The organism is Gammaproteobacteria bacterium, from assembly GCA_013696315.1.
GTDB lineage: Bacteria > Pseudomonadota > Gammaproteobacteria > JACCYU01 > JACCYU01 > JACCYU01.
This window is the reverse complement of the sequence record JACCYU010000160.1, coordinates 1-13629: the sequence shown is the minus strand read 5'-3', so window position 1 is coordinate 13629 and position 13629 is coordinate 1. Positions and strand designations below refer to the sequence as shown.

At 62.3% G+C, this 13629-nt stretch carries 12 protein-coding genes; 6 read left to right on the top strand and 6 right to left on the bottom strand.

Features of this window, described 5'->3' with window-relative positions; all coding sequences use genetic code 11:
• Position 1: 1 nt before the first annotated feature.
• Positions 2-607 (top strand): CDP-alcohol phosphatidyltransferase family protein, encoded by a 606-nt coding sequence (locus H0V34_09675; protein ID MBA2491950.1) that lies wholly within the window; start codon positions 2-4, stop codon positions 605-607.
• 114 nt (positions 608-721) lie between these two features.
• Entirely contained in the window at positions 722-1804 is a 1083-nt protein-coding gene (locus H0V34_09670; GenBank protein MBA2491949.1) for an aromatic ring-hydroxylating dioxygenase subunit alpha, read from the top strand.
• Positions 1805-1888: 84 nt separating this feature from the next.
• Here H0V34_09670 and H0V34_09665 read toward each other — a convergent pair whose 3' ends face one another.
• The 4 genes from H0V34_09665 to H0V34_09650 all read right to left on the bottom strand — a co-directional run bounded on the left by H0V34_09665 (position 1889) and on the right by H0V34_09650 (position 6716).
• Positions 1889-2629, bottom strand: coding sequence for a (5-formylfuran-3-yl)methyl phosphate synthase (locus H0V34_09665; protein MBA2491948.1), 741 nt, complete (start codon positions 2627-2629; stop codon positions 1889-1891).
• On the bottom strand, positions 2626-3216 hold the full coding sequence (locus H0V34_09660; protein MBA2491947.1) for a DUF447 family protein: 591 nt from the start codon (positions 3214-3216) through the stop codon (positions 2626-2628). The genes H0V34_09665 and H0V34_09660 overlap by 4 nt, the downstream gene beginning before the upstream one ends.
• Positions 3213-4655 carry a dihydropteroate synthase gene (locus H0V34_09655; protein ID MBA2491946.1) on the bottom strand — a complete coding sequence of 481 codons (1443 nt, stop codon included), beginning with the start codon at positions 4653-4655 and terminating at the stop codon, positions 3213-3215. Before H0V34_09655 ends, H0V34_09660 begins: the two co-directional genes overlap by 4 nt.
• 99 nt (positions 4656-4754) lie before the next feature.
• Entirely contained in the window at positions 4755-6716 is a 1962-nt protein-coding gene (locus tag H0V34_09650) for a sigma-54-dependent Fis family transcriptional regulator (GenBank protein ID MBA2491945.1), read from the bottom strand.
• 235 nt (positions 6717-6951) lie between these two features.
• Between H0V34_09650 and H0V34_09645 the strand changes: the two genes are divergently transcribed.
• From H0V34_09645 to lysS, 4 genes are all read left to right on the top strand, one after another.
• Positions 6952-7995: a hypothetical protein gene (locus H0V34_09645; GenBank protein MBA2491944.1), complete on the top strand. Its 1044-nt coding sequence runs from the start codon at positions 6952-6954 to the stop codon at positions 7993-7995.
• Positions 7996-9729: a single-stranded-DNA-specific exonuclease RecJ gene (gene recJ / locus H0V34_09640; GenBank protein ID MBA2491943.1), complete on the top strand. Its 1734-nt coding sequence runs from the start codon at positions 7996-7998 to the stop codon at positions 9727-9729.
• Between the two features lie 68 nt (positions 9730-9797).
• A protein-coding gene (gene prfB / locus H0V34_09635) for a peptide chain release factor 2 (protein ID MBA2491942.1) occupies positions 9798-10896 on the top strand; the annotation gives its coding sequence in 2 pieces (ribosomal slippage) (positions 9798-9872 and positions 9874-10896; 1098 coding nt in all).
• Between the two features lie 5 nt (positions 10897-10901).
• Positions 10902-12404: a lysine--tRNA ligase gene (gene lysS, locus H0V34_09630; GenBank protein MBA2491941.1), complete on the top strand. Its 1503-nt coding sequence runs from the start codon at positions 10902-10904 to the stop codon at positions 12402-12404.
• A gap of 34 nt (positions 12405-12438) precedes the next feature.
• Here lysS and H0V34_09625 read toward each other — a convergent pair whose 3' ends face one another.
• Entirely contained in the window at positions 12439-12594 is a 156-nt protein-coding gene (locus tag H0V34_09625; protein MBA2491940.1) for a hypothetical protein, read from the bottom strand.
• Positions 12595-12651: 57 nt separating this feature from the next.
• The coding region (locus H0V34_09620; GenBank protein ID MBA2491939.1) for a folate-binding protein YgfZ at positions 12652-13629 on the bottom strand (978 nt) is incomplete at its 5' end.

The following is a 13629-nucleotide window of genomic DNA, read 5'->3' as shown; positions in this document are numbered from 1 at the left end:
CATGAGTCACGACACCTGGTTACACCGCAGCGTGCGCGCCAGCGTACGACCGCTGATCGATACACCGGTGACGCCCAATCACATCACCACGGCTCGCCTGGTGTCGGGTCTCGCGGCGGCGGCGATGTTCGCGCTGGATTGGCAGTACTGGGCGGCGGCGATGTTTCTGCTGTCCATGCTGCTGGATCGAGCCGATGGCGAACTGGCGCGCGCCAGCGGCAAGTCCAGCCCTTGGGGTCACCAGTACGACCTGATTGCCGATACCTCGTGCAACGCGCTGGCTTTCGTCGGCATCGGTATCGGCCTGCGCGATGGTCTGTTTTGTGCGTCGGCCATACCCATGGGTATCGTCGCGGGTGCGGCGATCATCTGCATACTGTGGTGGGTTACGCGAGTCGAGCAGCAGCATGGACGCCGCGCCGGTGAACTGCGCGCATTACCGCGCTTCGATCCCGATGACGCGATGATCGTGATTCCCGCGGCCGCGCTGCTCGACTGGATGGCGCCGCTGCTGGCGGCGGCCACGGTCGGAGCGCCCCTGTTCGCGTGGGCAGCGTACCAATTGCACTGGCGGGGACTGCTGGACGAGAAAACTGATCTGCCTTAATTCCCGCTTCAGGCTTATCCGTCGCACCGTTAGGCATCGACGTTTGGCGACGCATTTGGCTCGCGTTATCATGCCGTCATGTCCTGAGCACGCCTCGATATAAGGGAGAAATCTATGTCTGCCGTCACCGATGTTTTGCCTGACTCACAGGATTATTCGAATACCGCGCGGGACCTGAGAGCGACCGGGATTCATCCGGACTACTGGTACCCGGTCAGCCGCTCACAAGACGTAAGGCGGGGCAAGCCGCTGGGCGTTTCATTCGCGGGCGAGCCCATCGTGCTGGTGAGAACCGCGAGCGACGATTTGTTCGCGCTGGAGGATCGATGCGCGCACCGGCAGGTGCCGCTACGCGCGGGTGTAGTGGTCGGTGAGCGCCTGCAGTGCGGCTATCATCGCTGGACTTACGATCGCACCGGCAGATGCGTCAATGTGCCGTATCTGAACAAGGACAAGTCGCTTCCCAACGGCGTGCGCAGCTACCCTTGCCGGGAGGCGTACGGGCTCGTGTTCGTGTTTCCCGGCGATGTGAACACGCAGCATGAAGTCCCTTTTCCGGACGTGCCGTCAGCCGACGACCCCCGTTACAAAACGCGCTACCTCGATCGGCGGGTCAACTGCCACTATTCGTTCATGCACGAGAACCTGATGGACATGAACCATCAGTTTCTGCATCGCAGGCTGATGGGCGGCATCAGGACGATGTTCAGGGAACTGCGCAGCGGCGAGAACTGGATAGAGGCCGATTACACATTCTCTCGCGCGAGCGGGCGACAGCCGCTGGGCGAAAAGTTCATGCTGGGCAGGCGACCCGCGCCCACCGAGCAGCGTCCGAAGGATTTGATGACCATCCGCACCGAGTACCCCTATCAGACCTTAAGGTTCTGGACTGCTGGTAGCCAGGAACCCGCGCTCGATCTATGGAATGCATACATCCCGGTGGATCGCGCGCAGCGTATCAATCACACCTACGGCCTGATGATGATCAGGCGGCCCGCCATTCCCGGCCTGATCACTCTGTTGTGGCCCTTCATCACCTGGTTCACCAACAGCATTTTCGCGGAAGACCGCTGGATCGTGGAAGAGGAGCAGAAGGCGTTCGACATGCAGGGCGCCGACTGGAACCAAGAAGTTTTTCCGGTCATGCGCGGACTCAAGAAATTGCTGACCGAGCAGGGCGTGCCGCTGAATATCTAATTGATTCGCCGCCTTCGGTCCCGGCGCCACCGGAACACCATTTTGTGTGCGCGAAACTCGGACCAGGACGTGCTTAACCCAGATCTATGCATCCGATGCGTCGATCGTCGCGCGAATCCATGTCGATGTCGATGGTTCGTAGGTTTCCGCCCGGCGCAGGCAGGCCCGTATGGCGACCACCGCCGCGGGATCGACAGCGGCGGTGCGCGCATGACCGCCGCATAACGCGGTGCGAAAGCCAAGGTAATCGGCGTCGGCGGCAAGCAACGGTCCGATGTCCGCCATGCGCAGGCTGCCCGCCAGCCCTGTCAGCAGACCTTGTGCCCTGGCCGCGGCCACAAATGCCGATAACTCCTCCAGGGACAGATGCTGGCGCAGGCCGCCGCCGGCTTTATCGGCCGTGTCGAGCATGACGCCTTTGAAACCCGTGTCCGCTATGCGAGCCACGACATTAGAGTAAGGTTGCCTGTCCGCGAACAACACGGCCACGAGGGGGACACCAGCGGCCGCATTGTGCGCTAGCGCATGCAGGCATTGGTCGAAGTATTCCGGGCCGAACAAGCCGACCTTGACGAAATCCACGCCGGTGGCCGCGGTGTCGTTGACGGTCCACGATAATGCATCGGGGTCGGCCGGCAGATCGCCGATTGTGGCGCTAACGGGACGCCGTCCTGCGACCGCGTTTACGATTGCTCGAATCCTCGACAACGGCAGCGCGCCGAGCGCGCCGCGCGCCGGATCCTTGAGGTCCACGATATCCGCGCCGGCGCTGATCACCAGCTCGGCTTCTTCGATATTCGTGACGCTGGCGAGCAGGCGGGTCATGACGGAGCGCGCTTGTCATGCGCGTCAATGCTCGCCATCAGCCACTCCCACCCCTGGCGCTCGCGCGGCCCGGCGGTTTTCTCGATTGCAATTTTCAAGTATTCGATCTCGCTTTCAATTTTATCTAACGGCAGACGGTCGAGACGGCTCACCAGAATCGCCAGTTCGAGTACGGCGGCCTGCGCGCGGTTGTAGCCGCGAAACGACGCGTGCGTCGCCTCGAATACCACCCGGCAGTGGAACCGCGGCCGCAGTTCGTCTCCGTCGATACGCGCGATTTCGACCTCGGCGTGCGCGAGAGAATCAGCGAGCCGCAAGCCCTGGATATGATCCGCGGCGCGCACCGGCCAGTCGCGTCGCCCGGTCAAACAGCCGGCGAACACGCGCACATCGTCTGTGTAGTTGATACAGGCATTGCCCTCGCGCAGCAGATTTTCCAAGGTCGCGGAGGGCTTGAACGGCGCGATCATCAGCGCATTATCGCTTACTTGCGCGCCTGCGGGCGCGACGCTTACGTGCACGCCCATGGGCGCGACATGTGCGTTACCGTCTTCGCAGCGGGTGGTGACGATGCACTCGCGGATCATGCCTTATGTTGCCGGCGTTTCTTGCTGGTCTGGGCGCGTTTCTGGCGCCGGTCTTTGAGGGTGGACCCTTCTTCCGCGAATTGCTCCAGGTCTTCCGCGGGCTGCTCTACCGCGAAGCCCCATTTAAGTTCCTCGTCCTGACTGTACTGCTTGCCAAGCTGCCAAGCGATCTGCGCGCGCGCCAGTTCCATGCCGAGATAAAACGCATGACCGCCGTCGTCCGCGACATCCAGATGCGGATAGAAAATGAGGGGATCCTGGCGATCGTGGCCTGAATGAAACCCGTCCCGGTTGTAAATGTGCACGCCTTCCTCGGTGACCTGGATGCGGTAATTGGGGTCCTTGACGGCCGCGGCGGTGGCCTTGACCTCGTCGAGATTGTACGGGAATGGGCGGCGTTCGTGCAGTGCCAGCAGCCCCTCGTCGATGAGGCGCGGCGGTGTGCTCTGCGCGCGCGCAGCATACATGATGCGTCGCGCGCGATCGCACTCGCGTATCACGGTGCGACAGTGCGGGCTGACCTCCGTGGTAAGAATATGACCGATGGCCAGCTCTGAAATAATCCCCATTAGCAACGCGGTATTGCCGGCGGTGTCGGCGTGTGTCAGCTCGGTGAGGTTGCCGGTGCCCATCATGATTTCGATGTCTGGATAACGCTGCCGCAAGGCGTGATAGCGCAGAAGCGAATCGGTAAATCCCGCGTGGATGGGGTCCAGCACCGCGTCGGCAATGAAGCGCCGGTCGCGCGCAAGCAAGGTATCGATCGCGCGAAACAGCGAATCGAGTTCGCTTGTTTCGGCGGCAATCAGCACTGGTGTGGCGTCGACTTCATCGGCGAGCGCCAGACTTTGTTCGGTCAGACTCAACAGGTAATCCGCGCCCGCCTCTGCGCCGCGCCGCAGATCGTCGGCGTCCAGCGAATCGACGCTGACCTGAAAGCCCGCCTGCTTCAAGGCTTGCACCGCGTCCGCCATGTGCGGGAACGGCGTGGCGGGCAGACAGCCCAGATCGATCACGTCGGCGCCGTCGCGACGATATTCTTGCGCGCGCTCGAGGATTTTTTCGATCGACAGATCCGGCGCATCCACGATCTCGGCGAAGATGCGCACGTCGAACCGGCTCAGATCGACTTGCGCGGCCTCACGTCCGAAGTACTGCGGCAGGTCTTTCAGTTCCTTGGGTCCCCGTTCGACCGTCACGCCGAATTGATGGGACAGCGCGTCGATGTCGCCGCGGCAGTGGCCGGGCAGGACCATACGATCGACGTCGAAGGTTCCCTTGAGACGGCGACTGATAAGGTCGGTAGACATCAGCGCAGCCACGCTGATGCCAATCTGATGCACGTGGTAAGTGAATTCGGTCGGCTGCATACCCTCGAGCACCTGCTGCAAGCTCCGCTCGGCGAGCTTGCCGGTCAAGAACAGAATGTGCTCGGGCAATTCGATCTCCGCAACGAGTTGACGATGGAATAGCGCAACGGATCAGGTGTCGTGGCCGAATACCGCCGCATGTCGCGGCCAGGTTCGCCGCGGGCGAGGTCAGCGCGGGGGTTTGATACCGTAACGCCGCATCTTGCGGTAAAGCGTATTGCGGCTCAACTCGAGCCGTCCGGCGACCTTGGTGACATTCCAGCGCATTCCTTCGAGCTCGCGCACTATGGCATCGCGTTCGGCGCACGCCAGTGGATTGTCCTGTTGCGGGGCTTCGTCCTCGGCGTGACACGACGGTAGTTGCGCCGGATTGCGCCCCAGAAGAAGTTCGGCGTCCAGGTCGTCCATGTCGATGGTGTTGTCTTCGCACAGCGCCAGCAGGGTGCGCAGGCAATTGCGCAACTGCCGGATGTTGCCCGGCCACTCGTGGTTCTCCAGCGTCTTCATGACTTCGGGCTGAATCCTGACCGCGGCGGCGGGGCCGGTTTCGGTCTTGAGCAGATGCTTGATCAGCCGGCGGCGGTCGGTGCGTTCGCGCAGCGGCGGCATGCACAGACTGATGCCGTGCAGCCGGTAGAACAGATCCCGTCGGAACCTGCCTTCCTCGATGAGTTTCGCCAGGTCGCAGTGGGTGGCGCTGATCACGTGAATGTCGACTTTAATTGGGGATTCGCCGCCCAGCGGCATCACTTCCTTGTCTTCCAGCACGCGCAGCAGACGCGCCTGCAGCTGCGGGGGCATGTCGCCGATCTCGTCCAGAAACAGAGTGCCGCCGTTGGCCTGCACGATCTTGCCGCGGCTGCCGTCACGGCGCGCGCCGGTGAACGCGCCGGGCTTGTAGCCGAACAATTCGCTTTCGATCAGCGTTTCTGGAATTGCCGCGCAGTTGACTGCGACGAATGCCTTTCCGGAACGGCCGCCGGCGAGATGTAGCGCCTTGGCGAAGCGTCCTTTGCCGGTGCCGGTTTCGCCGTACAGGATGGCCGGGATGTCCTTGCCCAGTATTTTTTCCGCGCGCCGGATATTCTCCATCATCTGCGCATCGCCGAACTCAAGCCCCTGAAAAGCATTGCCGTCAAGCGCCTTGCGCTCGCGGCCTGATGCCTCCTCGGACTTAAACGGCGCCGACGGCGCATTCTGTTCGGGCGACTGAATGGCCGCGAAGAAGCGCCGTCCGCTGTTGGTGTCGTGGATCGGCGCGGGTTGAAACGGCCGCCGCGCGGCCAGCGCCAGTAGGCTGTTCATGCTCAGATCGAAGATGTTCTCGATCCGTTTGCCGATCAGACAGTCTTTCGACGCCACGCCCAACTGGAACAGCGCGCTGCGATTCACCGCGCAGGCGACGCCGTGGTCATTGAACGCAATCACGCCTTCGCCCAAGGTGCTTACGAACTCTGGACGGCTGTGAAAACGCACCAGAAAACGATCCTTGTAGGCACCGAGAAAGAGGCGGTTCTCGATCATCTGGGCAGACATGTTGATCAGGACTTTAGTATGCTGCTGCGCCATGCTGGACTCGCCAGCCGCGTTCAGCACGGCCACCAATTCGTCTTGGGGCGAGAAGATCGGCGCCGCGGAGCAGGTCAAAATGGTATTGCGCGCAAAAAAATGATCCTTATGATGCACGACCAAAGGTTTCTTCTCGATCAGGCAGGTGCCCATGCCATTCGTCCCCTGCGTCAGCTCGCTCCACACGGCGCCGTTCTGCAGTCCGCTCCGTGCGGCCGCGCTGGTAAACTGCGGATCGCCGATGTAGTTGACGATTACGCCGTCCGCGTCCGCCAGCAGAATCGCGTAGCCAGAGCCTGCGACCTGCTGGTAAAGATTCGCCATTTCCAGTTTGGCGACCTCGAGCAGGCGGGCGGTGCGATCCTGCCGTTCCAGGAGTTCCGTGCGGGCGAGCAGCACCGGCTCGTGCCGGCCAGCCGGGTCCAGATGATGTTCTTTAAAACAACGCTGCCATGAACGGGCAATCTGGCTTTCGACTTCCTCGCCGCCACCGTGAGTGCCGTTGACAACCGACTGCACGAATCTGACGTGATTGACGCTATCGACCTCTGAATGCTGCATCGCGCTCCTCCGGACAGTGCCTCCCCACAACCGGCCGCTCGATAATGATTGATTTCAAATGTAGATTTCGGGTGAGACTCTAGGTGGCCAACTACCATGCCAGTATAACGTTCATCGGCTATGCCGTTGCGATTTTATGGCAAGCTCCGGATTGTGACAATCAAATCCCCGTAACACGGGATATCCAGTCGGGTGCCCGGAACCTAAAATGCTAACCGTGCCGAGGGCCGCGCGCATGAGCGACCTCAGACTGCATTTGTTGGCACCGGGTCTGCTTGACAGAGCCCTGCGGTGGGTGATGGATTTCGGCCCGTTGCCCCGCTTCGAAGGCGTTGAGGCATTGCTTGCCAAGGCCGAAAAGTTCATGGCGCCGGCCAATGGGGTGGATGCGTGCCTGTGCTGGGTGTTCGGTCTCGCTGCGCTTAACGATCTCGATCTGCCGCTGGGCGCGCTGCGCCGATTCGGCTTTGGTCGCGATAGTGACGGCGCAGTCTGGCTGTGTGCCGATCCGGTGAACCTGAAAGCCGATGTGGCGAGCGTTTACCTGCGCGATAGCGGCTCGCTCAGTATCACCGAGTCGGAAGCGCGCGGGCTGGGCGAGATTTTCGCTACACATTTCGCGGGCAGCGGCCTGGCGCTGGAGATCACGTCACGAGCGTACTGGCATTTAAGATTGCCCTCGACAGCCCGTATCACCACCCATGCGCAACGACAGGTCATGGGGCGGGCAGTGCAGGCTTGTCTGCCTGCCGGTCCGGATGCCGCGCGCTGGCGGTCATTCCTCAACGAGACTCAAATGCTGTTTTACGGGTGTGACCTCAATCGCTTGCGGGAGAATCGTGGTAAGCCGATCATCAATGGCCTGTGGCTGGCCGGCCCCGGCCCGCTGCCGGAGCGCGAACGTTTGAGCGTGAGCGTGGACGCGGTCTGGTCGGACGATCCGCTTGCGCGCGGCCTGGCGCGGCTGGCGGATATCGATACCAAGCCAGCGGCGGCTTCGCTTGACGACATGCTGTCGGGCGCGGCCCGGGGCGCCCATCTGGTGAGCCTGGAAAACCTGTTGCCGCCCGCACGATATGACGATTTCTCCGCCTGGTGCAGCGAAATGACCGCGCTGGAACAGGCATGGTTCCAGCCGCTGACGCGGGCAATCAGAAACGGGCATGTGGCCGGATGCGATCTTTACGACTGCCTTGGCGGGCGCTATCGCATCGACCGTGCGCGGCAATGGCGCATCTGGCGAAGGTCGCGCAGTCTGGATACCTTTGCCGGCGTTTGAATGATCCGCGCGCCCAGAATCCTTGCCCGCAGCGCCATGCCCCTGCATATCGATGGTCTGCACCCGCTGCTTCAGCGCCTATATGCCCACCGCGGTATCACCGAGGCGTGGCAACTGGAATGCGGCTTGAGCCGGCTGCATGCCTGCGAGGGCTTGTCCGGCATGGCGGCCGCTACCGACTTGCTGATGCACGCGCTGAAACACGGCAGCCGGATTCTGATCATTGGCGACTTCGACGCAGACGGCGCCACCAGCACCGCGCTGGCCGTGCGCGCGCTGCGGGCATTCGGCGCACAAGACGTGCATTACCTTGTACCCAATCGTTTCGAATACGGCTATGGACTCACCCCGGAAATCGTCGCGGTCGGCGCCGGGCTCTCGCCCGAGCTGCTGATTACGGTCGATAACGGTGTCTCCAGCGTCGAGGGCGTGGCGGCGGCGAAAGCGCGCGGCATGCGCGTACTGATTACCGATCATCATCTGCCCGCTGCGCAGTTACCCGCCGCCGATGCGATCGTCAACCCCAATCTGCCAGGCGACTTTTTTCCCAGCAAGACGCTGGCTGGCGTCGGTGTGGTGTTTTACCTGATGCTGGCGTTGCGCACGCGGTTGCGGGCGGTGGACTGGTTTGCCAGGCACGGGCTTGCCGAGCCGAACATGGCGCGGTACCTGGACCTGGTTGCGCTGGGGACGGTCGCCGACGTGGTGCCGCTGGATCACAACAATCGCATTCTGGTCGAGCAGGGTTTGCGACGCATCCGCGCCGGGCATTGCATCCCCGCCATTCCCGCGCTGCTGCGTTGCGCCGGTCGCTCGCATGAGCGCGCAGTGGCCTCAGATCTAGGCTTCGCTGCCGGTCCACGGCTCAACGCCGCCGGCCGTTTGCAGGACATGTCCATCGGCATCGAGTGTCTGCTGTGCGATGACGAGGAACGTGCGGGGGCACTGGCCGGCGAGCTCGATGAACTGAACCGCCAGCGGCGCGTGATCGAAAGCGACATGCATGCGCAGGCGCTGGTCGCGTTGCGGACGCTCGATGCACTGCGGGACGACGCACTGCCGCACGGCCTTTGTTTGTTCGATGCTGGCTGGCATCAGGGCGTGATCGGCATTCTGGCGTCGCGTATCAAGGAGCGTTTCCAGCGGCCGGCTATCGTGTTCGCCGATGCGGGTGAACACACGCTCAAGGGTTCCGCGCGATCGGTTGCGGGATTGCACATCCGGGATGTGCTGGAAGCCGTGGCCACGCACAACCCGGGACTGATCACGCGGTACGGTGGCCACGCGATGGCGGCGGGCCTGACCATGCCGGCCGCGCACTTCGACGCTTTCCGCACCGCCTTCGAGCTTGCGGTGCGCGCCGCGATCACGCCGGAGCAACTCGACGGCGTGCAGTATACCGATGGCGAATTGAGTGATGCGGATTTCACGCTCGAAGTGGCGCGGCTGCTGCGCGCGGGTGGGCCCTGGGGTCAGGGGTTTCCGGAGCCGTTGTTCGAAGGCGAATTCGAAATCGTGACACAGCGGCCGGTCGGCGAACGGCACCTGAAGCTTAAGATAAGGCCGCGCGGCGGCGCGTGTCTGCTCGATGCGATCGTATTCAACATCGACGCCCTCGAATGGACCAAAGACGTTCGCGCGGTGTACCTTTTGTATCGCTTCGACGAGAACGAGTACCAGGGGCGCGTGTCTCCGCAACTCAACGTGACGCATCTGCGACCGTTACAGCCGTAATCCGCTGCCGGCGCGAATTCATTGCGGCGCTTGTTGTAGTATTACGCTCTTTTTGCCGTTAACACGCCATGCAGGAACTCAACGCGATATACGCACGACTGGATGACCTCAAACAGCGCGCCACCGCGCTCAGGGGGTATCTTTGACTACGATGCCAGGGCCGAGCGGCTGGAAGAGGTCGCGCGCGAACTGGAGCAGCCGGATATCTGGAACGACCAGCCGCGCGCGCAGGGCCTCAACAAGGAACGTGCGCGACTGGAGGACATCGTCCACGTCCTGCGCGACTTGAGCAAGGGCTTAAGCGATAGCGCAGCCCTGGTCGAACTGGCGGCGGCAGACGACGACGAAGCGATGCTCGCCGAGCTTGACGGTGAGCTGGCGCGTTTCGAGCAGGCCATCGAACAGCTCGAATTCCGCCGCATGTTTGCCGGCGAACTGGACGCCAATAACGCGTTTCTGGATGTTCAGGCCGGCTCCGGCGGCACCGAGGCGCAGGACTGGGCGAACATGCTGTTGCGCATGTATCTGCGCTGGGGCGAGGCGCGCGGATTCGATACGGAATTGATCGAAGTTTCGCCTGGCGAAGTCGCCGGCATCAAGAGCGCCACCGTGAAATTCGAGGGCGATTACGCGTACGGCTGGCTGCGTACCGAGACCGGCGTGCACCGGCTTGTGCGCAAATCGCCGTTCGATTCGGGCGCGCGTCGTCACACGTCGTTCGCGTCCGTGTTCGTGTCGCCGGAAGTCGATGACGAAATCGACATCGAGATTAACCCAGCCGATCTGCGCATCGATGTGTATCGCGCCAGCGGCGCCGGCGGACAGCACGTCAACCGCACCGAATCGGCCGTGCGTATCACGCATCTGCCGACCGGCGCGGTGACGCAGTGTCAGAACGATCGGTCCCAGCACAAGAACAAGGATGTCGCCATAAAACAGCTCAAGGCCAAGCTTTATGAACTGGAGATGCAGAAGCGCCGCAGCGAGCAACAGACCCTGGAGGACAGCAAGTCGGACATCGGCTGGGGCAGCCAGATACGCTCGTACGTGCTGGACCAGTCGCGCATCAAGGATCTGCGCACCGGCGTGGAGGTTGGCAACACGCAAGCGGTGCTGGACGGCGATCTGGACCGTTTTATCGAGGCCAGCCTGAAAAGCGGATTGTAAAGACCATGAATGACGACACCGGCGCGCACGACGAAAACAAGCTGATCGCGCAACGCCGCGAGAAGCTCGCCAGCCTGCGCGCGAAGGGCTACGCGTTTCCAAATGATTTTCGGCGCGATGCGTTAGCGAGTGATCTGCACGGCCAATATGACGCGCTGGATGACGAGCAGTTCAAGGACCGTAATGTGCGCGTAAGCGTGGCGGGGCGGATGATGGCCAAGCGCGTGATGGGCAAGGCCAGTTTCGCGCAGGTGCGGGACATGTCCGGCCGCATCCAGCTTTTCATACAGCGCGACGCGCTGGCCGACGGCGTGTACGCGGATTTCAAGACCTGGGACGTGGGGGACATCGTCGGTGCGCGCGGCGCGTTGTTCAAGACGAAAACCGGCGAGCTCAGCATCAAGGTCGAAGACTTTCGGCTGCTGTCGAAATCGCTGCGTCCGCTGCCGGAAAAATTCCACGGTCTCACCAACCCGGAGCAGCGCTACCGGCAGCGCTACGTCGATCTGATTATGAATGACCCGGTGCGCGCGGCGTTTCGGGTGCGCAGCCAGGTTATTCGCTTCATCCGCCAATATCTGGATGCGCGCGGCTACCTCGAAGTCGAGACGCCGATGATGCAGCCCATCCCGGGGGGAGCTGCCGCGCGGCCTTTTGTCACTCATCACAACGCGCTGGACATGAAGCTTTACCTGCGCATCGCGCCGGAGCTATATCTGAAGCGTCTGGTGGTCGGCGGTTTTGAGCGGGTTTACGAGATCAATCGCAATTTCCGCAATGAAGGCCTCTCCGCGCAGCACAATCCCGAGTTCACCATGCTGGAGTTTTATCAGGCGTATGCGGATTACTGCGACCTGATGAGCCTGACCGAAGACCTGTTGCGCGGGCTGGCGATCGCGGTTACCGGCGGCACCCGGCTGAACTATCAGGGCCAGGTATATGATCTGGAAAAACCTTTCGCGCGCGTGACCGTGAAAGAGGCGATCGTCCAGTTTAACGACGGCGTAAGCCTGGCCGAGCTTGACGATACCGCGTCACTGAAGACGCTCGCCGAGCGGCTGGGCGTGCCAGTCAAGCCGGACGACGTCGCCGGCAGGATGCAGATCGAAATCTTCGAGAAAACGGTGGAGCCGCGGTTACAGGAGCCGACTTTCATTACGGCTTACCCGACCGCAGTTTCGCCACTGGCGCGCAGGAATGACGCCGATGACTCCATTGCGGACCGTTTTGAGTTCTTTGTCGCGGGCCGTGAACTGGCCAATGGTTTCTCGGAGCTGAACGACGCGGAAGACCAGGTGGAGCGCTTTCGCGCGCAGGCCATGGCCAAGGACGCCGGCGACGCGGAAGCCATGCACTTCGACCTAGACTACATCCGCGCGCTGGAGTACGGTCTGCCCCCGACGGCCGGCGAGGGCATCGGCATCGACCGGCTGGTGATGCTGTTGACCGACTCGCCGTCGATCCGCGACGTGCTGTTATTTCCGCACATGCGGCCCGAAGCCCGCTGAAAGTATTGCGCGCCGGTTGCGGGCGCGTTACGTATCAGCCCATGCGCGCCATGCCGAGCACCAGCAGCGCGGTGAAGATGCCGCTTAAGATATATAAGCTGTTTGACGCGACCTTGCTGCTCGGACGCACGATGTAACCGGCCAGCGCGATCAGCACCACAATCACGACCAGCAGCGTTATACCGCGCATGGAGAAGCCGTGCCGCGCTCGCGCACTCGGCACTTGGCGAGCGTCGCGGGGCTGGTGTCAGCCGTCATAAGGCAATGTGTCGAGCGTGACTTTCGCGCCTTCAGCATCCCACAGACGCAGTTGCTGCTGTTCGGCATCGGCGATCCGCAGCACCGCCAGCGCAGCGACGCCGCTACTATCCGGGTTCAGTTGCGCCTCTACGATCGTGCCGCTGGGCTCGTTCGTATCCTTGCCAGCCGCGACGATGCTGTCACCGGGCTTAGGGATGGTGTCGGTCGCCGCGCTAAGCCGGTACATGCGGCGTTTCAGGTTGCCCAGATAGTGCATGCGGGCGACCACTTCCTGGCCCGGATAACAGCCTTTTTTAAAGCTGACGCCGCCGATCATTTGCAGATTTGCCATCTGCGGAACGAAGCGATCCGCCGTGGCGGGGTAGATGTTCGGTATGCCGGAGAGGATATCCAGCAACGCCCAGGGCGCGGCGCCTACGGGCGCGCCGCGAACATTGAGCCGCTCCCACAGCTTCATCACCGCGCCCGTCGGTCCGTGGATCTCGAAACGCGGACGCGGTCCCGGTATGCGCAGTACGGTCAGTTCTCCAACCTGCAACGCATCGTCCACGGCGGCGGGACAGTCGCCCAGCGCCTGCTTAAGTTCCTGTCCCGCATCGGGCCCCGCGTAGCCGCACCGAACCAGTTCAAGGCTGTGGTCTTCCAGCGATACCCTGGCGCGGAGCACGAACATGCGCAACCGCTCCAGGGTCGGTGCGAGAATCTCCGTGGGCAGGTTAAGATAGAACGTGTCGTCGCGCCAGAACACGCGCAAACTGGCCAGCATACGGCCGCGCGGGCTGCAATAGCTGCTGAGCTGGGTGCGCGTCCCGGACACTTCACGCACATCGCTGCTGAGCTGGTTCTGGAGAAATTCGAGCGCATCTTCGCCGGTGACGGCGATCAGGCTACGATGCGAGAGATCGCAGAACATGCTGCCGGTGATTACTATCGAGCGTTCTCGCTCGGGGTTGCCGAAACTCAC